Below are 16,407 nucleotides of genomic sequence, written 5' to 3'. Positions count from 1 at the left end.
GGCGCCGGTCCGTACCCGGCGCCGGCTCATCTGCGGCGGCGGACGCCCGCTTCCTCGCCGTACTCACCGAGGATCATCACGTCGAAGGCGGCACCGGCGAACACGCGTATCGCGCGGACGGTGTCGCCGAGTCGGTGTCTGTGCGAACCGGTCAACGGGGTCGCGCCTGACGGGCGACCGGCGGCCTGGGCTGGTGTGAAGGTCGCTGCGCTCATGTCTCCATAGTGCGATCCGGGACATAAAGCGGGCATCGGTCCACAGAGCCAACTTTCCCGCCCGTTTCCTACGACTCCAGAGGTAGGGGATTCCCCAGGGGTACTAGGGGACGGTCTCAGGGTTCCTCCTGCTTCCCCCCTGCCTCGGCATACCCATCGGAAGATAATGGTGCTAGCTTCATTAGCACCATGCTGTTGAAACTGGACGTCACAGACAGCCGGCCGCTGCATGAGCAGGTGGCGGGCGCCATCCGGCGGGCCATCGCCGAAGGCGAGTGCGGGCCGGGCGAGCGGTTGCCGGCGGCCCGGGAGATCTCGGAGAGCCTGGGGGTGAATGTGAACACCGTCCTCAGAGGACTACGGAGACTACGGGACGAAGGAGTGCTGGAGTTCCGGCGGGGGCGGGGAGTGACCGTCGCCTCGGGCGCGGGCCGGCGGGCCGAGCTGGTCGGGCGGGTGCGGGAGCTGGTCTCCGACGCGGCCCGGCTCGGATACGGCAGGGACGACCTCATCGAGATGATCAGGGGGATGCCATGAACGGACGACAGGCCGGGAACGGGCGCGGGGGCCGGTGGGGCGTGGTCGCGGCGTGTGCCGGGGTGCTCGCGCTGCTGGTCGGACTGCCGGTGGCGGCGCGGGGGCGGCTGCCCGAGCGGGTGGCCACGCACTGGAACGGGAGCGGGGAGGCCGACGGGTCGATGCCGTTGTGGGCCGTAGCCGTGTTTCCCGCCGTGATCTGGGTGGTGGTCAGCGTGGTCGCGCTGCTCGTCGTCCGGCGCGCGGGCGCCGGTTCGGGTGCGTGGGTCGGGGTCAGGGCCGGGCTGCCGGCGGTGGGGCTCGGGCTGGTCGGCGCGCAGGCCGCCGTCGTCCGGGCGAATCTGGACGTCGACGACTGGCACCGGGCCGGTTCGACGGACGGGTGGGTGGTCGCGGTCGTCGTGCTGGCTCTCGTGGTGGGTGGGCTGGTGTGGCTCTCACGTCGTACGGGGGCGATGCCGGCGGCGGGGAGCGGGCCGGTCATGGAGATTCCCGCGGGGCAGCGGGTGGCGTGGTTCTCGCGGGTCTCCAGTACGGCGTTCCAGGTGGCCGCGGCAGTCCTCGGGTTCGTCGCGCTCGCGGCCGCCGCGGCATCCCTCGGAGGTATGACGGGTCCGGTTCTGGGAACAGCCCTGGCGGTCGCGTTCGGGGTCGCCTCGCTGCTGTTCCTCACGCTCGCGTCCGTCCAGGTCCGCGTCGGTGAGAGCGGGCTGCGGGTCACCCTCGGCCCGCTCGGCTGGCCCGCCCGGCGCTGGTCCGTCGCGGACATCGAGTCGGCGCGGGTGGAGCTGCGCACTCCCGCCCAGGCGGGCGGCTGGGGCTACCGGATCAAAGAGCACGGGACGACAGTGATGCTGCGCTCCGGCGAGTGTCTGGTCGTCCGCACCAGGGGGCGTGACTTCGCGGTGAGCGTGGACGACGCCGAGCGGGGCGCGGCGCTGCTGAACTCGCTGAAAGCACTCAAGGGGTAGTACTCAAGGGGTAAGGGACTACGCCGGGGGTCGTAAATCCGTTGGCCTCCTCCCCCGGCGCCGGTCTAGAATCTCCGCTCTTGCCGCCTCCCTCGCCGGAGTGCCGTCGGCCGGTCGGAAACCGGTCGGCTTCCCTGAGTCGCACCCCCAGCCGTACCCCCCAGCCGCGTCCACCCGCAGCTCGCGCACGCCCGGAGGCACCCCCTTGTCCACGCCCGTGTCCGCCGACGACCCCCTGTCCAAAGAGCGCTCGCACCTCACCGCCTCCCGTTCCGCGCTGCGGGCGATGCGGGAGGACGTGCAGGCGCTGGACATCAAGGACGTGACCGCCAACTGGGTCAACGCCGAGGTACTGACCCGGCAGATCGAGGAGCGGATCAAGGCGCTCGCCGACCTGAGCGACACCCCGCTGTTCTTCGGCCGGCTCGACTACCTGCACGCGCCCGGCGCCGACCAGGCCGAGGGCGCGGGCGGGGAGCGCTTCTACATCGGACGTCGGCATGTGCACGACGGCGACGGCGACCCCATGGTCATCGACTGGCGCGCGCCGGTCTCGCAGCCCTTCTACCGGGCGTCCAAGAAGGACCCGATGGACGTCGGGCTGCGGCGCAGGTTCGGGTACACCGGCGGCGACCTCACCGCGTACGAGGACGAGCACCTGTCCGACCCGGCGGAGGCGGCGCGCACCAGCAAGCTGCTCCAGCAGGAGATCGAGCGCCCGCGTGTCGGTCCGATGCGCGACATCGTCGCGACCATCCAGCCCGAGCAGGACGAGATCGTGCGCAGCGGCCTCCAGGGGAGTGTGTGCGTGCAGGGCGGGCCGGGGACCGGGAAGACCGCCGTCGGTCTGCACCGGGTCGCGTATCTGCTGTACGCGCACCGGGAACGGCTCGCGCGGACCGGGACGCTGGTCATCGGGCCGAACAGGTCGTTCCTGCGTTACATCGAGCAAGTCCTGCCCGCTCTCGGTGAGTTGGCGGTGCGTCAGGCGACGGTGGACGACCTCGTCGCGCACGTCGAGGTGCGCGGCACGGACGACGCGGACGCCGCCGTCGTCAAGGGCGACGCCCGGATGGCCGAGGTGCTGCGGCGGGCCGTGTACGCGCACGTCACGCCGCCGGCCGAGCCGGTGGTCGTGGTGCGCGGGGCCCGGCGGTGGCGGGTGCCGGCGTACGAACTCGAAGACATCGTGCGGGAGTTGCTGGACCGCGACATCCGGTACGGCGCGGCGCGAGAGGCCCTGCCGCAGCGGATCGCGCACGCGGTGCTGGTGCAGATGGAGCGGGCCGGGGAGGCGCCGGACGACCGGGTGCAGGACCAGGTCGCCCGCAACAGCGCGGTGAAGGCGGCCGTCAAGGCGATCTGGCCCGCCGTCGATCCGGCGAAGCTCGTGCTGCGGCTGCTCAGCGAGCCGGAGTTCCTTGCCGAGCACGCGGCGGGTGTCCTCACCGAGGACGAGCAGAAGACGATCCTGTGGACCAAGCCCGCACGGTCCGTGAAGTCGGCCAAGTGGTCTGCCGCGGACGCGGTGTTGATCGACGAGGCCACGGACGTCGTCGAGCGCACGCACTCCCTCGGGCACGTCGTCCTCGACGAGGCGCAGGACCTCTCACCGATGCAGTACCGGGCGGTGGGCCGGCGCTGCACGACCGGTTCCGCGACCGTCCTCGGTGACCTCGCGCAGGGCACCACCCCCTGGGCGACGCGGAGTTGGGAGGAGGCGCTGGGGCATCTCGGCAAACCCGAGGCGGTGGTCGAGGAGTTGACCGCCGGGTTCCGTGTGCCGACGGACGTCATCACGTACGCGTCGCGGCTGCTGCCGCACATCGCGCCCGGCCTCACGCCCGTCGCCTCGGTGCGTGAGAACCCCGGCTTCTTCGAGCTGCGCGACGTCTCCGAGGTGGGGCAAGTCGTGGACGCCTGCCGGGAGTTGCTGGGCCGGGAGGGGTCGATCGGGCTGATCGCCGCCGACGCCCGGATCCCCGTGCTCGCCGAGGCCCTGGAGGCGGCCGGGATCTCCTTCCTCGATCCCGGCCAGGAGACCACGGCCGAGACCCGACTCACCCTGGTTCCGGCCTCGTTGGCGAAGGGCCTTGAGTACGACTACGTCGTCCTGGACGAGCCACGGGCCGTGGTGGACGGCGAGCCGGACGAGCGGACGGGGCTGAGGCGGCTGTACGTCGCGCTGACTCGTGCCGTTTCGGGGCTCGTTGTGGTGCACGGGGGTGAACTGCCGGAGCAGATCCGGTAGTTGGGTGTGCCCCGCTGTCAGGTGGCGTCGATCGCTCTGCGCCAGGTTCTGACCGCGTCCGGGGACACCGGTGTGGTCCAGCCGTCGGGGCGGGCCGCGCTGCCGATGTGGAAGGCGTCGACTCCGGCCGTGCGCAGGGGTGGTACGTGGGCGAGGGTCAACCCGCCGCCGGCCAGAAGGCGTTCCTCGTGGTGGCCCGCCTCGGCGAGGAGTGTCGTCAGGCCCTCGGACACGCCGGCCGCCGAGCCGGCCGTGAGGTAGGTGTCCAGGCCGGGGGTGCCGGTCAGGGTCTCGCGGAGGGCGGTGCGGTCGGCGGCGTGGTCGATCGCGCGGTGGAAGGTCCAGCGGCAGCCGTCCAGTTCGGCGGCGAGGCGCCGGATCACGGGGACGTCGGGGGCGCCGTCGGCGTCGAGGAAGCCGAGGACGAACTGGTCGGCGCCGGCGTCCCTGAACTCCCGTGCGGTGCGCAGGAGTCGGGCGAGGTCGCCGGCGGCGAAGCCGTCCGTGTGCCGGAGCATGACGCGGATGTCGATGTCCACGGCCGCGCGGACCGCCTCGTACACCGGCAGGGGCGGGGTCAGGCCGTCCGCCGCCATGTCGGTGACCAGCTCGATCCGGTCCGCGCCGCCCGACTGTGCCGCGACCGCGTCCTCGGGGGTGAGGGCGATCACCTCCAGAAGCGGGCGCGTGGTCATTACGGGTGCCTTTCGCCGACGGGTCCCTCTACAGGTCTAGTCCATTCAGGGTACGCCGGAAGAGGTAGCTCTCGCGTCGGGAGAGGTAGCTCTCAAGGGGGACGCCGTCCGCGTCACCCGAACAGGTTCAGTTCCCGCTCCCCCACGCCGACCAGTTCGTACGACGTCTCGTCGACCGGACGGCCGGAGTAGAGGCGGACGAGGGTGGCGGCGGGGCCGAGGTAGCGGGCCGGCGGGTGGGCGCCGTCGGGGAGGCCGAGGGTGACGGGGGCTTCGGTGTCGTCGAGGTCGGCGTGGAGGTGGGTGTGGGCGCGCTGCTGGGTGTGCCAGGTGAGGAGGGACAGGGCGGCGGGGAGGCCGGCGCCGGCGTAGGCGCCGGGTTCGTGCCACACCTCGCGGACGTCGCCTGCGTGGATCCACTCGCCGAGGGCGATGAGGTCGAGACGGCCGTCCCAGGCGGCGATCACCGGGCCCGCCTCGGTCATGCCGCGTTCCAGCTCGTCGACGATCCGCGCGGTGGGCCAGTCGGCGCGGTCGGCGATGTCGCGGTCGTTGGACTCGGGGGAGAACACGCCCCTCTCGAACCGGGTCTCCACCACGCGGATGAGGGCGGCGGAACAGTGGGCGAGGACGTCCCGTACGGACCATCCCGGGCAACCCGTGGTCGGGATCGCGAAGTCGGCGTCGGGGCGGGAGCGCAGGAGGGGTATGAGGGCGTCGCGCTCGGTCGCCAGGAGGCGGCCGGGGAGTTCGGGGTCACGGGGTAGCTCCGAAGTAGTAGTCATACGACCCAACGTAGGACCGGGTGCCGCTCTCGCGCCGGGAGAATGGGCGCATGGCCGATCTCGACGCCCTACGCGCCCGCTGGCTCCCCGCCCTGCTCTCCGCACGGGCCGACGACTCCTGCGCCATCGCACCCGAGCGTTACGCCGAGGAGCTGATCAGGCGCTGGCGGGAACCCCATCGCAGGTATCACACCCTCACGCACCTGACGGCGGTACTGGACCGCGTCGACCTACTGGAGAGCTACGCCGAGGAGCCCCACCTGGTGCGGCTCGCGGCCTGGTTCCACGACGCCGTCTACCTGCCCGAACGGTCGACGAACGAGGAGCGCTCGGCGCGGCTCGCGGAGCGGGCGCTGACCGAGGCGGGGGTGCCGGAGCGGGGCGTGGCGGAGGTCGCGCGGCTGGTGCGGCTCACGCAGGGCCACGACCCGGCCGCCGGGGACCGCAACGGCGAGGTGCTGTGCGACGCCGACCTCGCGGTCCTCGCCTCGCCGCCGGACACGTACGCGGCGTACACGGCCGCCGTGCGGGAGGAGTACGGGTTCGTCCCCGAGGACGCGTTCCGGGCCGGGCGGGCGGACGTCCTGGGCCAACTGCTCGGCATGCCACGGCTGTTCAGGACCGCGTACGGGCGGGAGCGGTGGGAGGCGGACGCCCGGCGCAACATCGCCGCCGAACTGGAGCTGCTGACCGGCTGAGCTGCTGACCGGCCCTACCCTCACGTCATGCAGAGAAGTCTTTCGGGCGCGGACCAGCTGGAGGCGGCCGTCGCGGGGAGTGCCGCGCTGCTGCGGTCGCTCGCCGGGCTGGACTGGGCCGGTACGCGGGCGGCGGGTCTGGAGTGGAGCTGCCGGGCGACCGCCGAGCACATCGCGGGTGATCTCCTGGGCTACGCCGGGCAGTTGGCGGGGCGGGCGCGCGACACGTACCTGCCGTTCGAACTCCGGATCGACCCGGAGGCCACCAACTCCGGTGTGGTGGAGGTGATCGAGACGGCCGGGGCGCTGCTCGCGGCGGCCGTGCGGACCACGCCGCCGCGTGTACGGGCGTTCCATCCGGCGCCGTTCCTCGCGGCGAACCGGCAGGGGTTCGCGGCGATGGGGATCGCCGAGGTGCTGCTGCACACGCACGACATCGCGCGCGGGCTCGGCGTCGTCCATCAACCTGCCCCGGAACTGGCCGAGTTCACGTTGCAGCGGATCTTTCCCGAGGTGCGGCCGGGGCTCGATCCCTGGGAGACGCTGCTGTGGGCGACGGGGCGCGGGGAGTTGCCGGGCCGGGCGCCGGTGACGTCGTGGCGCTGGCACAACAGCCTCGTGCTGCCCACCGAGCGCCTGACCCTGGAGTCGGCCACCCCGGCCGTCCTCGCCGAGTTGTGCGCGGGTGGCGACGGCGGGTTCGCCTGGCTCGGGGACGGGCCGCTCGACGGCACCCGCGAGGCCGCCGGGCTGGTGTTCTCCTCGTACGAAAAGGGCGTCCTGCGCGCGGAGTTCGGGCTGTTCGTGCTGGTGCGGCGGGCGGACGGGCTGGCCATCGGCAGCCTCGGGTTCCACGCGGCGCCGGACGGGGAGGGGCGGACGGAGATCGGTTACGACGTCGTGCCCGAGGCGCGCGGGAACGGGTTCGCGACGGAGGCGGTGCGGGCCGTGGGCGCGTGGGCGCTCGGGCGTGAACAGGGTGATGTGGACAGCGTGTTCGCGGTCGTCGCGCCGAACAACCTGGCGTCCAAAGGGGTGTTGGAGCGGGCCGGGTTCGTGTCGGTCGGGCAGGACGTGGAGGGGGACGCCTACGAGCTGCGGCGCTACCGGCTCTGAGGGGTGCTCGACTTGCGTCGGCGCAGGCCCGCTCCGTGCAGGAGGCGGACGACCTCGCGGCTGCTGACCTCGACGGCACCGGCGGCGACCACCTCGGCGTATCTGTGTGCCGGGATGTCGTAGTGGTCGCGTTCGAAGGCGCGCGGAGGGATTCCCAACTCCTCGGCGAACAGGTGGAGTTCGTCGTAGGAGACGTCGCTGACGAGGTGGGACCAGAGGTGACCGTGGCCCGGCCAGGCCGGCGGGTCGATGTAGACGGTCATGAGGACGCGGGCCCGCCGTGCGCGGCGCCGAGGGAGCCGACCGAGGCGACCTTGACGCCCGCCTTGTGGCAGACCCAGTGCGGGTCGGGGCCCAGCTCCGGCTCGACCTCCAGGGCGTGCGGGTCGCCGGAGCCGCAGACCGGGCACAGGGGCCAGCGGCCGTACCGCTCCAGGAGGGCGTCCTGCACGTCCTGCGCGACCAGCCCGGCGACGTACGGGGCGCCGTCGGGCCACTGCTCCACCCACCAGCGGCGCTGGACGACGGACTCCTCGACCAGCGACACCACGTCCGCCTCGGCGACCTCGCCCGCCACCAGGTCGGCGAGGACGAGCGCGCGGGCCCGGTGCAGGGACTGCTCCAGAAGGCTTACGGGGTGTACGGGATCGGTGCTCATGTCTTCATTGTGCGCACTCTTGACCGGCCCGCCGAAACGAAAATATCTTTCAGAGCGTGACCCGTGACGTGAAGGAAATTTTCGGCGGCGCCCTCGCGGCCAAGGTGCGCACGCTCTCTCCCTCCATGACCCGGTCCATGCAGCGCGTCGCCGAAGCCGTCGCGCGCGATCCGGCGGGGTGCGCCGCGCTCACGGTGACCGGGCTCGCGGAGCGCACCGGCACGAGCGAGGCGACCGTCGTCCGTACCGCTCGGGTACTGGGCTACCCCGGTTACCGGGACCTGCGGCTCGCGCTGGCCGGGCTCGCCGCGCACCAGCAGTCCGGGCGGGCGCCCGTGCTGACCACCGACATCGCGGTCGACGACCCGATCGGGGACGTCGTCAGCAAGCTCGCGCAGGCGGAGCGGCAGACGCTCGCCGACACCGCGGCGGGGCTCGACACGGTTCAGCTCGGCGCGGCGGTGTCCGCGGCGGCTTCCGCCCGGCGGATCGACGTCTACGGGGTCGGGGCCTCCGGGCTGGTCGCGCAGGATCTCGTGCAGAAACTGCTGCGGATCGGGCTCGTCGCGCACGCGCACAGCGATCCGCATCTCGCCGTGACCAATGCCGTGCAATTGCGGGGCGGGGACGTCGCCGTCGCCATTACGCATTCCGGGTCGACGGGAGATGTGATCGAGCCCCTTCGGGTCGCTTTCGAGCGGGGGGCCACGACCGTCGCGATCACCGGGCGGGCGGACGGCGCCGTCACCCAGTACGCGGACCATGTGCTGACCACGTCCTCCGCCCGGGAAAGCGAGCTGCGGCCCGCGGCCATGGCGTCGCGGACCGGGCAGTTACTGGTCGTGGACTGTCTGTTCGTGGGGGTCGCCCAGCGGAATTACGAGGCGGCGGCTCCGGCGTTGGCGGCGTCCTACGAGGCGTTGGCCCATCGGCACCGGTAGACCGTAGGGGGTGATCTCCCGGTAACTCCCTGATTGAAAGAGCTGCTTTTCCATGTCCTCCTCCTCTGACCTTCTCGGGCAGCTTTCCGCGCTGCCCACCGAATCCTTTCGGGCCGATCTCGCCGGGATCGACGAGATGTCCACACTCGATATCGCGCGGCTCATGAATCGCGAGGATTCCCTTGTTCCCGCCGCCATCACTTCTCAATTGCCCGCGATTTCCGCCGCCATCGACGACATTTCCCGGCGGATGGAGCGCGGGGGGCGGCTGATCTACCTGGGGGCCGGGACCGCCGGGCGGCTGGGGGTGCTGGACGCGTCCGAGTGTCCGCCCACCTTCAACACGGCGCCGGGACAGGTGGTCGGGCTCATCGCCGGCGGGGTCGGGGCGCTGGTCGACTCCGTCGAGGGCGCCGAGGACTCGCGGGAGCTGGCTGTACGGGATCTACGGGGGCTGTCCCTCAGGGGTGACGACACGGTCGTGGGGGTGTCGGCCTCGGGGCGTACCCCTTACGCGGTAGGCGGGGTGGAGTACGCGCGGAGTCTGGGGGCGCTGACCGTGGGGCTCGCCTGCAATCCGGGGAGCGCGCTGGGGGACGCGGCCGACCACCGGATCGAGGTCGTCGTCGGGGGTGAACTGCTCACCGGGTCCACGCGGCTCAAGGCGGGGACCGCGCAGAAGCTCGTACTCAACATGATCTCCACGATCACGATGATCCGGCTGGGCAAGACGTACGGGAACCTCATGGTCGACGTGCGGGCCTCCAACGAGAAGCTGCGGGCCCGGTCGCGGCGGATCGTCGCGCTGGCCACGGGGGCGGAGGAGGCCGCCGTCGAGGTCGCGCTCACCGCCACCGGGGGTGAGGTGAAGAACGCGGTGCTCGTCCTGCTGGGCGGGGTGGACGCGGTGACCGCGGGGCGGGTGCTGGAGGAGTGCGGGGGGCATCTGCGGAGGGCACTCGATGTCGTCCGCGGGGCCCGTAGTACCCGTAGTACCGGGGACAACCCGTAGTACCCGTAGACCCCGCAGCCCCCGCTCTTCCCCCGTAATACCCGTAATACCAGCCGCTCCCCGTAGTACCCGTAATACCGGCCCCTCCCGACCGCTACTTCCCCACCCCGGCCGTCCCCTCCGTAGTCCGGGCGAACTCCGCGAGTGCCTTCGCCGCCTCGGACTGGCGGGGGTTTCTCAGGTCGGCGAGGCCGTCGCGGGCCGCGCGGAAGGTGTCGTGGGCGTCGGGGTGGCCCAGGGCGGCGAGGACGTGGCCCAGGTCTAGGCGGGTCGGTTCGGCCCAGGCCGTCATGCGGGCCGACTCGAACGCGGCGAGGGCCTGTCGGAGCGGCTTCTCGGCCTCGGACCAGCGTTCCAGCGCCGCGAGGTCGTTGCCGATGCCCTGGCGGGAGACCGCGTGGTACAGGGCGATCACCTCCGTCCGCCCCGGAACGCCCGCCCGGCAGATCCGCTCGCTGCGGCGGTGGGTCTCCAGGGCCTCTTCCACCCGGCCGGTGTGGCGCAGCAGCGTGCCCAGGCTGTTGAGGATCGTCAGCTCGGCCAGCCTGGCCTGCGGGGATTCCTGTGCGGCGAGACACCGGGCCGCCTCGCGCAGCCGGCCGAACGCCTCGTCCATCCGCCCCAGCCGGTGGAGCGCGCCCGCGCCGTAGCCGAGGGCCCAGCCCTCCTGGAGGCCGTCCGCGCAGTCGCGGGCCGCCGCGAGCGCGGAGTCGGCGGCGATCAGGGCGGCCTGGGGGTCGTGGACGCACAGGTTGTAGGCCCAGGCGAGGTAGTTGAGGTGGACCGCCTCCTCCTGCCTGCTGCCCAGTCGGCGGGCGGAGTCGGCGGACCGCCGGAACACCTCCACCCACTGCTCCCAGTGCTGGTTGCGGTCGGAGAACCAGTGCATCGCCCTCGCCGCGTCCAGCACCTGCCGGTACCGGCCGTTCTCGTGGGCCCGGCGCAGCGCGGCCAGCCACTGCGCCCGCTCGGCCTCCAGCCAGACCCGCGCCTCCTCCTGGTCGGCGGGGGCTCCGTCCGGGTCGGGGTCGAGAGTGAGGGCCGGGGCGTCGGGCGTAGCTCGGAAGTCGTACGGGGACGACGCGCCTTCGTTGCCCGGAACGCCCTCCTCGACCACGGCACCCCCCGCCCCCGTCCTGGCCCCCTGCTCATGCTCGACGTCGAAGTACAGCGCGGCGGCGGTGGCGCGGCGGAGCATCCAGTGTTCCGTGCGGTCGAGGGCGGTGTCGCGGGCGGCGGGGCCGTCCTCGGCGTCGGCCTGTTCGGCGGCGTAGAGCCTGAGCAGGTCGTGGAAGCGGTAGCGCTCGGTGGTGGCGTCGCTCTGGAGGAGACCGGCGTCGGTCAGTTCCTCGGCGCGGGCGACGGCGTCGTCGTAGGAGAGTCCAGACAGCAGTGCGCCGGTCTCGGGGCTGAAGTCCGCTCCGGCGGCCAGCGCGGCACGGCGCAGGAACTTCCGTGAATCCGGCGGCAGTTGACGGTAGGACAGGGCGAAGGCGGCCCGGATGCGCAGGCTCCCGGCCTGGAGTCCGTCCAGCCGGCGGCCCTCGGCGGCGAGCCGGGCCACGAGCTTGCCCAGGCGTTCGTGCGGCCGGCTCAGCAGCCGCTGCCCGGCGATGCGGACGGCCAGCGGCAGGTGCCCGCACAGGTCGGCGAGGTCCCGCGCGGCCTGCGCCTCCGCCGCCACCCGTTCCGGTCCGATGATCCGGGTCAGCAGTTCCACGGCCTCCTCGCGGCGCAGCAGGGCCAGGTCGGTGCGGTGCACGGACTCCAGCCCCGCCAGGGCCTGGCGGCTGGTGACGAGGGTCAGGGACGGACCCCTCCCAGGTATGAGGGGGTTGACCTGAGCCTCGTCGACGGCGTTGTCGAGGAGCAGGAGGATCCGGCGCTCGGCGGCCAGGGACCGCCACAGGCCGGCGCGGTCGTCGGTGCCGGCCGGGATCGAGGCGTCGGCGACTCCCATCGCGCCCAGCAGCCGGGCCAGCGCGTCCCGGGGTGTCGTCGGCTCGGGGTCCATGCCGTGCAGGTCGAGGGCGAACCGTCCGTCAGGGAAGTGCGGGGCGAGGCGGTGCGCGGCGTGCACCGCGAACGCGGTCTTGCCGAGGCCGGGCTGTCCGGCGATCACGCTGACGGCCGGCCGGTCCGGACCGGTGTCGCGCGCCAGGTCCAGCAGCCGGGCGAGGGCCGGGCCGCGCGCGGTGAAGTCCTGGATGTCACGCGGCAGGGCGAGGGCGGTGGGAGCGGCGGGCCCGAGGTCGGCCCGGGGACGCGGACGGCCCTCCGCGGCGGCCTTCTCCAGTTCCGCCGCCGCGTCGTCGGTCAGCCCCAGCGCCTCGGACAGCGCCTGGACGGTACGGCGCTGTGGTCCTCGGGTACGACCCCGCTCCATGTCCGCCAGCGCTCGGACGCTCACCCCCGCCGCGTGGGCCAGCGCCTCCTGGCTCAGCCCGGCGTCGCTCCTCAGACGGCGCAACCGCTGCCCGAAATCGCAGGTGGCGGGCGTGCTGTCACACACCGTCGAGATCCCCGTTCGTCCGACCCGTACGACTGCGGGCCTACGGCAGAAGTATGACGGACCGTACTTCTGCCGGGGAAACCGCCTGGGACGCGGGGAGCGCCGGTGATCGACTGAAGGCGGACGCGGGATGCCCCGCTCCCTCTCGCTCTGTCACCGCTCACCGCTCCCTTTTCGACAAGGAAGTTCCCGATGAACACCGCACGTCACCGCACCGCTCTCCTCACCGCCGCGGGCACGGCCCTCGTTCTGTCCCTCACCGCCTGCCAGAGCGGCACGGGCACGAGGTCCGAGCCGAACGCCGGGGCGACCGTGGCCGCGACGGTCGCGGCGGCCTCCCCGGTCGCCGACGCCCAGAAGGCGGACGGGGCCGGCGCGGGCGGCAGCGGTTCCTCCGGGTCGGTGTCCTCGCCGGGGAAGGGGCCGGCGGGCGGGGCCGGGGTCTCCGGTTCGACCGGTTCCGCCGGCAAGCAGGCCACCGCGTCCACCCCGGCCTGCACCTCGGGCGACCTGTCCGTCACCGCCGCGAAGCAGGACGGGCCGCCCTACACCCACATCGTGCTCACCGCGCGGAACACCTCGCGGCACTCCTGCCGGCTGCTGGGCTTCCCGCACATCCAGTTCCTTGAGAGCCACAAGCAGGACGTCCCGGCCGTCGCCAAGAGCAAGCCGGCCAGCCCGGTCGTGCTCACGGCGGGTGCGCCGGCGTACGCCGCGGTGAAGCTGTCGGACGGGGGCGTCGACGAGGACAACGAGCCCGTCTCGGCGTTCTCCGTGACGCTGGAGAACGACGACACCGTCATCAGCGTCGCCGCGCCCGGCAGCGACGGGATCGCCGTCGACCCGGCGAAGGCGCTCACCGGGTACTGGACGCCCGAGCTGCGCAACGGCGCGGACGATTTCTGAGCGGCGCCGATGACGGGTACCAGGGGCTGACGGGTCCTAGGGGCCGGCTGGTCCTGAAGGCTTACGGGTACTAGAGGTTGAGGTTGTTGTTCAAGGGCTCGATGTCGACCTTCACCGGGGTACCCCATACCCGTAGTACCTCGTAGTCGGTGAACTCGTGGACCAGGCGGTAGGCCATCGCCGGGCGCGGAGACCTGCGCTCGGCCGCGAGGTACGCCTCCGCCTCCCTGCGGTCCCTGCGGGGGGTGCCGCACAGTTGCCACTCCTGGCCGTTCCACAGTTCCGGGAGCCAGCGCTGCTGGGGCTGCGGGCGGTCCTCCCGCACGCCGTACCTGCTCGCGGCGGACGGGAGCTGGACCGGCGCGGACGGGCCGTTCAGCTCCGCTCTGCGGGCCGTGCGGCGGCGGGTCTCGCACAGCAGGCAGAGGTCCGGGGCCGAGGTGTCCACCGGGCCCTGGGGGTGTTCCGCGCAGCGGGTCACGGGGGCGGCCGTGGTCACGCTGTCGTCCAGGAGGTCCAGGGCTCGCTGGATGTCCGCCTTCACCTCGTGGAGCTTGGCGTCGGGGGTGTCCGTGGTCAGGTTCTCGCCGTGTTCGCCCAGGAGGCGGAGGGCTCTGCCTAGGGCGGTGAGCTGGGCGTGGTTCATGGTGGTGGTTTCTGCCGGGGCGGGTGGTCCGATGCGGAGGCGGGCTGCCTCCAGGGTAGGGGGGTGCGGGTGGGTGTGGTCCCCGGTGCGGAAAAGCGCTGTCCGGGGCGCGGTCGTCGTTCCTACTGTTGCGCCGTGACTACTCAGGTTGTGGTGCTCAACGGTGGGTCGAGTTCCGGGAAGTCCGGGATCGTCCGGTGTCTTCAGGAGATCCTTCCCGGGGCGTGGATGGCGTTCGGGGTGGACTCGTTCGTCGAGGCGCTGCCCCGGCGGCTGCGGAACTCCGAGGACGGGATCCTGTTCCTGCCGGACGGCGGCATCTCCGTCGGGCCGGACTTCAAGGCCGCCGAGGCCGCCTGGACGCAGGGGATCGCGGCGATGGCCCGGTCCGGCGGGCGGCTGATCATCGACGACGTGCTGCTCGGCAGGGCCGACGGGCAGCGGCGCTGGGACGCCGTGCTCGCCGGGCTGGACGTGTTGTGGGTGGGCGTGCGGTGCGATCCCGAGGTCGCCGCCGGGCGGGAGATCGCCCGGGGGGACCGGGTGCCGGGGATGGCCGCGGCGCAGGCGGAGGTCGTGCACGCGGGGGTGCGGTACGACGTCGAGGTGGACACGAGCCGGGCCGAGTCCCTGGAGTGCGCGCGGGCCATCGCGAAGGCGGTGAGGTGAGGGCGGGACGGTGTTCCGCCGGGCGGCGCGGGCTGCTCGGCGCCCGGTCGCCTGGCCGGTCGGCCGTGCGGCCCGCGCCGTCGCGACGCCCCGCCCACCACTCCCTCACCCCGGCGAGGCGGGCGGGGTGTCGCCGCCCCCGCACCCCGGGCGCTCGTCTCCGCCCCGCCGCCGACAGCTCGCCGCGCGGGGCCGTCTCAGGGGAGCAACGGCAGCTCCTCCCACTCGTACGTCTCCCACAGCCGCCGTGCCGTCTCCTCCGGGTAGGGCCTGACCTCCGAGGTCGTGGCGAGGATCTGGGTGAGCGCGCGGTCCTGGTCGTACGCGGGCCAGCCGGGGTCGCCGGTGCGGGCGAAGGAGGACCAGGCGTGCTGGAAGCGGGCGGTCAGTTCCAGGGCGTCCGGGGGGACCTCGCCGTCGGGGAAGAGGAGGTTGGCGAGGTCGGCGAAGTAGGTGCCGAAGAGGAGGGGGATGTCGAGGCCGTGGCAGCCGCGCAGGGCGCCGTCCAGGCCCGGCGGGGTCCAGTCGAGTTCGTAGAGGTGGGCGCGGCCGCCGGCCGAGAGGTGGGCGTGGGCCAGGCGGTGGGTCGGCATCGCGAAGAGCCAGTCGGACTGGACGCGTTCGAAGAGGTCCTGCGCGGTGGCGTCCGGGAACGCCTCGCGGTACGCGCGCTCGCCCGCCTCACCGCCGGGCGCGTGCAGGCGCAGGACGGCGGTCGCCTGCTCCTCGGTGATCCGGCCCAGGAGGTTCCCGAGGACGGTGAACAGGCGGAACTCCTGCGAGTTGTGGCCCACGAGCAGGTCGACGTCCCGAGCCGCGCCCGCCGCGACCGCGCGCCAGGGTGTGGTGGGCAGGATCTCGCCGTCCACGACGGGCGAGTACAGCGTCGACGTGGCGGCGGCCCGGCCCCAGCGGGGCACGTGCGTCGGCATCTTGGCCATCAGCGCCTCGCCGGCCTCGGTGAGGGCGCGGGGGTCGATGGCCGCGAGGTCGGTGGCGGTGGGGCGGGTGCCCGCCTCCGCCGCGACGACCGCCGCGATGTCGCCGGCCAGCGCGGCGGAGAAGTAGGTGCCGGGGACGCTCTGGGCGATCGCCCGGTGGAAGAGGCCCCGGGCCGAGGGCATCGCGAGGAGCGCGGCCACGCAGCCGGCGCCCGCGGACTCGCCGAACACCGTGACGTTGCCGGGGTCGCCGCCGAACTCCGCGATGTTGGCGCGGACCCACTCCAGGGCGGCGAGCTGGTCGAGGATGCCGCGGTTGGCGGGGGCGCCCTCGATGTGCAGGAAGCCCTCGATGCCGAGGCGGTAGTTGAAGGTGACGACCACGACGTCGCCCGCGCGGGAGAGGTGCTGGGCGTCGTAGCCGGGGCTGCCCGCGTGGCCCACCTTGTAGGCGCCGCCGTAGATCCAGACCATGACCGGGCGGGGGGTCTCGGGGGTCGGGTCCGGCGTCCACACGTTCGCCGTCAGCCAGTCGTCGCCCGTCGCGGGTTCGCCCCGGCGGCCCTGGAGGCCGGCCTCCTGCGGGGGTGGGGGGCCGAACTCGTACGCGTCCCGCACGCCGTCCCACGCGGCCGGGGGTCTGGGGGCCTGGAAGCGGGCCTCGCCCACCGGGGGCGCGGCGAAGGGGATGCCCCTGAACACCGTCAGCCCCTCTTCGCGCCTGCCCCGGACCGCTCCGGCCGCCGTACGGACGACCGTCCCGCGCTCTTCCGCCGCCATCCCTCGCTCCTCTCGTCGCCCACCGTTCGCCGCTGACCTGCCCAACGGCTCGCCTCGAACAAGGGTTCCAGCGA

At 73.1% G+C, this 16,407-nt stretch carries 17 protein-coding genes; 9 read left to right on the top strand and 8 right to left on the bottom strand.

The genetic code is table 11. The features are described 5' to 3' along the window. Positions 1-26: 26 nt before the first annotated feature. Entirely contained in the window at positions 27-215 is a 189-nt protein-coding gene (locus IAG44_RS22895; protein ID WP_187748937.1) for a hypothetical protein, read from the bottom strand. Between the two features lie 189 nt (positions 216-404). Between IAG44_RS22895 and IAG44_RS22890 the strand changes: the two genes are divergently transcribed. The 3 genes from IAG44_RS22890 (at position 405) to IAG44_RS22880 (ending at position 3,974) form a co-directional block, all read left to right on the top strand. Then, positions 405-752 carry a GntR family transcriptional regulator gene (locus IAG44_RS22890; RefSeq protein WP_187748936.1) on the top strand — a complete coding sequence of 116 codons (348 nt, stop codon included), beginning with the start codon at positions 405-407 and terminating at the stop codon, positions 750-752. Next, on the top strand, positions 749-1,723 hold the full coding sequence (locus IAG44_RS22885; RefSeq protein ID WP_187748935.1) for a DUF1648 domain-containing protein: 975 nt from the start codon (positions 749-751) through the stop codon (positions 1,721-1,723). Before IAG44_RS22890 ends, IAG44_RS22885 begins: the two co-directional genes overlap by 4 nt. Positions 1,724-1,928: 205 nt before the next feature. Further along, positions 1,929-3,974, top strand: coding sequence for a HelD family protein (locus IAG44_RS22880; protein ID WP_187748934.1), 2,046 nt, complete (start codon positions 1,929-1,931; stop codon positions 3,972-3,974). Positions 3,975-3,991: 17 nt separating this feature from the next. On the opposite strand, the gene IAG44_RS22875 is transcribed toward IAG44_RS22880, so the two are convergent. Both IAG44_RS22875 and IAG44_RS22870 read right to left on the bottom strand, forming a co-directional pair. After that, positions 3,992-4,669, bottom strand: a complete 678-nt coding sequence (locus tag IAG44_RS22875) for a copper homeostasis protein CutC (protein ID WP_187748933.1) — start codon at positions 4,667-4,669, stop codon at positions 3,992-3,994. Positions 4,670-4,782: 113 nt separating this feature from the next. Next, the gene (locus IAG44_RS22870) at positions 4,783-5,454 is read right to left on the bottom strand and encodes a maleylpyruvate isomerase family mycothiol-dependent enzyme (RefSeq protein WP_187748932.1); all 672 of its coding nucleotides are present in this window, start codon (positions 5,452-5,454) and stop codon (positions 4,783-4,785) included. Positions 5,455-5,504: 50 nt separating this feature from the next. On the opposite strand from IAG44_RS22870, the gene IAG44_RS22865 reads away from it, so the two are divergent. Then, entirely contained in the window at positions 5,505-6,152 is a 648-nt protein-coding gene (locus IAG44_RS22865; protein WP_187748931.1) for an HD domain-containing protein, read from the top strand. Between the two features lie 27 nt (positions 6,153-6,179). Then, complete coding sequence (locus tag IAG44_RS22860) at positions 6,180-7,268, top strand: GNAT family N-acetyltransferase (protein WP_187748930.1); 1,089 nt, start codon at positions 6,180-6,182, stop codon at positions 7,266-7,268. Here IAG44_RS22860 and IAG44_RS22855 read toward each other — a convergent pair. Continuing rightward, on the bottom strand, positions 7,256-7,531 hold the full coding sequence (locus IAG44_RS22855; RefSeq protein WP_187748929.1) for a DUF4031 domain-containing protein: 276 nt from the start codon (positions 7,529-7,531) through the stop codon (positions 7,256-7,258). The two genes, IAG44_RS22860 and IAG44_RS22855, sit on opposite strands and share 13 nt — an antisense overlap. Beyond that, on the bottom strand, positions 7,528-7,926 hold the full coding sequence (locus tag IAG44_RS22850; RefSeq protein ID WP_187748928.1) for a hypothetical protein: 399 nt from the start codon (positions 7,924-7,926) through the stop codon (positions 7,528-7,530). Before IAG44_RS22850 ends, IAG44_RS22855 begins: the two co-directional genes overlap by 4 nt. Positions 7,927-7,982: 56 nt before the next feature. Here IAG44_RS22850 and IAG44_RS22845 point away from each other — a divergent pair, with 56 nt between their 5' ends. Continuing rightward, on the top strand, positions 7,983-8,867 hold the full coding sequence (locus IAG44_RS22845; RefSeq protein ID WP_246561992.1) for a MurR/RpiR family transcriptional regulator: 885 nt from the start codon (positions 7,983-7,985) through the stop codon (positions 8,865-8,867). Positions 8,868-8,919: 52 nt separating this feature from the next. Continuing rightward, positions 8,920-9,879, top strand: a complete 960-nt coding sequence (murQ, locus tag IAG44_RS22840; protein ID WP_187748927.1) for an N-acetylmuramic acid 6-phosphate etherase — start codon at positions 8,920-8,922, stop codon at positions 9,877-9,879. A gap of 94 nt (positions 9,880-9,973) precedes the next feature. Here murQ and IAG44_RS22835 read toward each other — a convergent pair whose 3' ends face one another. Then, positions 9,974-12,391, bottom strand: coding sequence for a helix-turn-helix domain-containing protein (locus IAG44_RS22835; RefSeq protein WP_187748926.1), 2,418 nt, complete (start codon positions 12,389-12,391; stop codon positions 9,974-9,976). A gap of 192 nt (positions 12,392-12,583) precedes the next feature. On the opposite strand from IAG44_RS22835, the gene IAG44_RS22830 reads away from it, so the two are divergent. After that, positions 12,584-13,297, top strand: a complete 714-nt coding sequence (locus IAG44_RS22830; RefSeq protein ID WP_187748925.1) for a DUF4232 domain-containing protein — start codon at positions 12,584-12,586, stop codon at positions 13,295-13,297. A 70-nt stretch (positions 13,298-13,367) separates the two neighbouring features. Here IAG44_RS22830 and IAG44_RS22825 read toward each other — a convergent pair whose 3' ends face one another. Beyond that, positions 13,368-13,943, bottom strand: a complete 576-nt coding sequence (locus tag IAG44_RS22825; protein WP_187748924.1) for a hypothetical protein — start codon at positions 13,941-13,943, stop codon at positions 13,368-13,370. A 135-nt stretch (positions 13,944-14,078) separates the two neighbouring features. On the opposite strand from IAG44_RS22825, the gene cpt reads away from it, so the two are divergent. Then, positions 14,079-14,612, top strand: coding sequence for a chloramphenicol phosphotransferase CPT (gene cpt, locus IAG44_RS22820; RefSeq protein ID WP_187748923.1), 534 nt, complete (start codon positions 14,079-14,081; stop codon positions 14,610-14,612). 197 nt (positions 14,613-14,809) lie between these two features. Here cpt and IAG44_RS22815 read toward each other — a convergent pair whose 3' ends face one another. After that, positions 14,810-16,333 carry a carboxylesterase/lipase family protein gene (locus tag IAG44_RS22815; RefSeq protein WP_187748922.1) on the bottom strand — a complete coding sequence of 508 codons (1,524 nt, stop codon included), beginning with the start codon at positions 16,331-16,333 and terminating at the stop codon, positions 14,810-14,812. Positions 16,334-16,407 lie beyond the last annotated feature (74 nt).

It is taken from the genome of Streptomyces roseirectus, assembly GCF_014489635.1.
Taxonomy (GTDB): domain Bacteria; phylum Actinomycetota; class Actinomycetes; order Streptomycetales; family Streptomycetaceae; genus Streptomyces; species Streptomyces roseirectus.
The sequence above is the reverse complement of the archived record's forward strand: the minus strand, read 5'-3'. Positions and strand labels throughout refer to the sequence as shown.

What these genes read in the sequence shown, in the direction of transcription:
- IAG44_RS22895 (WP_187748937.1), bottom strand. Translation starts at nt 215, where the DNA reads ATGAGCGCAGCGACCTTCACACCAGCCCAGGCCGCCGGTCGCCCGTCA.
- IAG44_RS22890 (WP_187748936.1), top strand. Translation starts at nt 405, where the DNA reads ATGCTGTTGAAACTGGACGTCACAGACAGCCGGCCGCTGCATGAGCAG.
- IAG44_RS22885 (WP_187748935.1), top strand. Translation starts at nt 749, where the DNA reads ATGAACGGACGACAGGCCGGGAACGGGCGCGGGGGCCGGTGGGGCGTG.
- IAG44_RS22875 (WP_187748933.1), bottom strand. Translation starts at nt 4,669, where the DNA reads ATGACCACGCGCCCGCTTCTGGAGGTGATCGCCCTCACCCCCGAGGAC.
- IAG44_RS22870 (WP_187748932.1), bottom strand. Translation starts at nt 5,454, where the DNA reads ATGACTACTACTTCGGAGCTACCCCGTGACCCCGAACTCCCCGGCCGC.
- IAG44_RS22865 (WP_187748931.1), top strand. Translation starts at nt 5,505, where the DNA reads ATGGCCGATCTCGACGCCCTACGCGCCCGCTGGCTCCCCGCCCTGCTC.
- IAG44_RS22860 (WP_187748930.1), top strand. Translation starts at nt 6,180, where the DNA reads ATGCAGAGAAGTCTTTCGGGCGCGGACCAGCTGGAGGCGGCCGTCGCG.
- IAG44_RS22855 (WP_187748929.1), bottom strand. Translation starts at nt 7,531, where the DNA reads ATGACCGTCTACATCGACCCGCCGGCCTGGCCGGGCCACGGTCACCTC.
- IAG44_RS22850 (WP_187748928.1), bottom strand. Translation starts at nt 7,926, where the DNA reads ATGAGCACCGATCCCGTACACCCCGTAAGCCTTCTGGAGCAGTCCCTG.
- murQ (WP_187748927.1), top strand. Translation starts at nt 8,920, where the DNA reads ATGTCCTCCTCCTCTGACCTTCTCGGGCAGCTTTCCGCGCTGCCCACC.
- IAG44_RS22830 (WP_187748925.1), top strand. Translation starts at nt 12,584, where the DNA reads ATGAACACCGCACGTCACCGCACCGCTCTCCTCACCGCCGCGGGCACG.
- IAG44_RS22825 (WP_187748924.1), bottom strand. Translation starts at nt 13,943, where the DNA reads ATGAACCACGCCCAGCTCACCGCCCTAGGCAGAGCCCTCCGCCTCCTG.
- IAG44_RS22815 (WP_187748922.1), bottom strand. Translation starts at nt 16,333, where the DNA reads ATGGCGGCGGAAGAGCGCGGGACGGTCGTCCGTACGGCGGCCGGAGCG.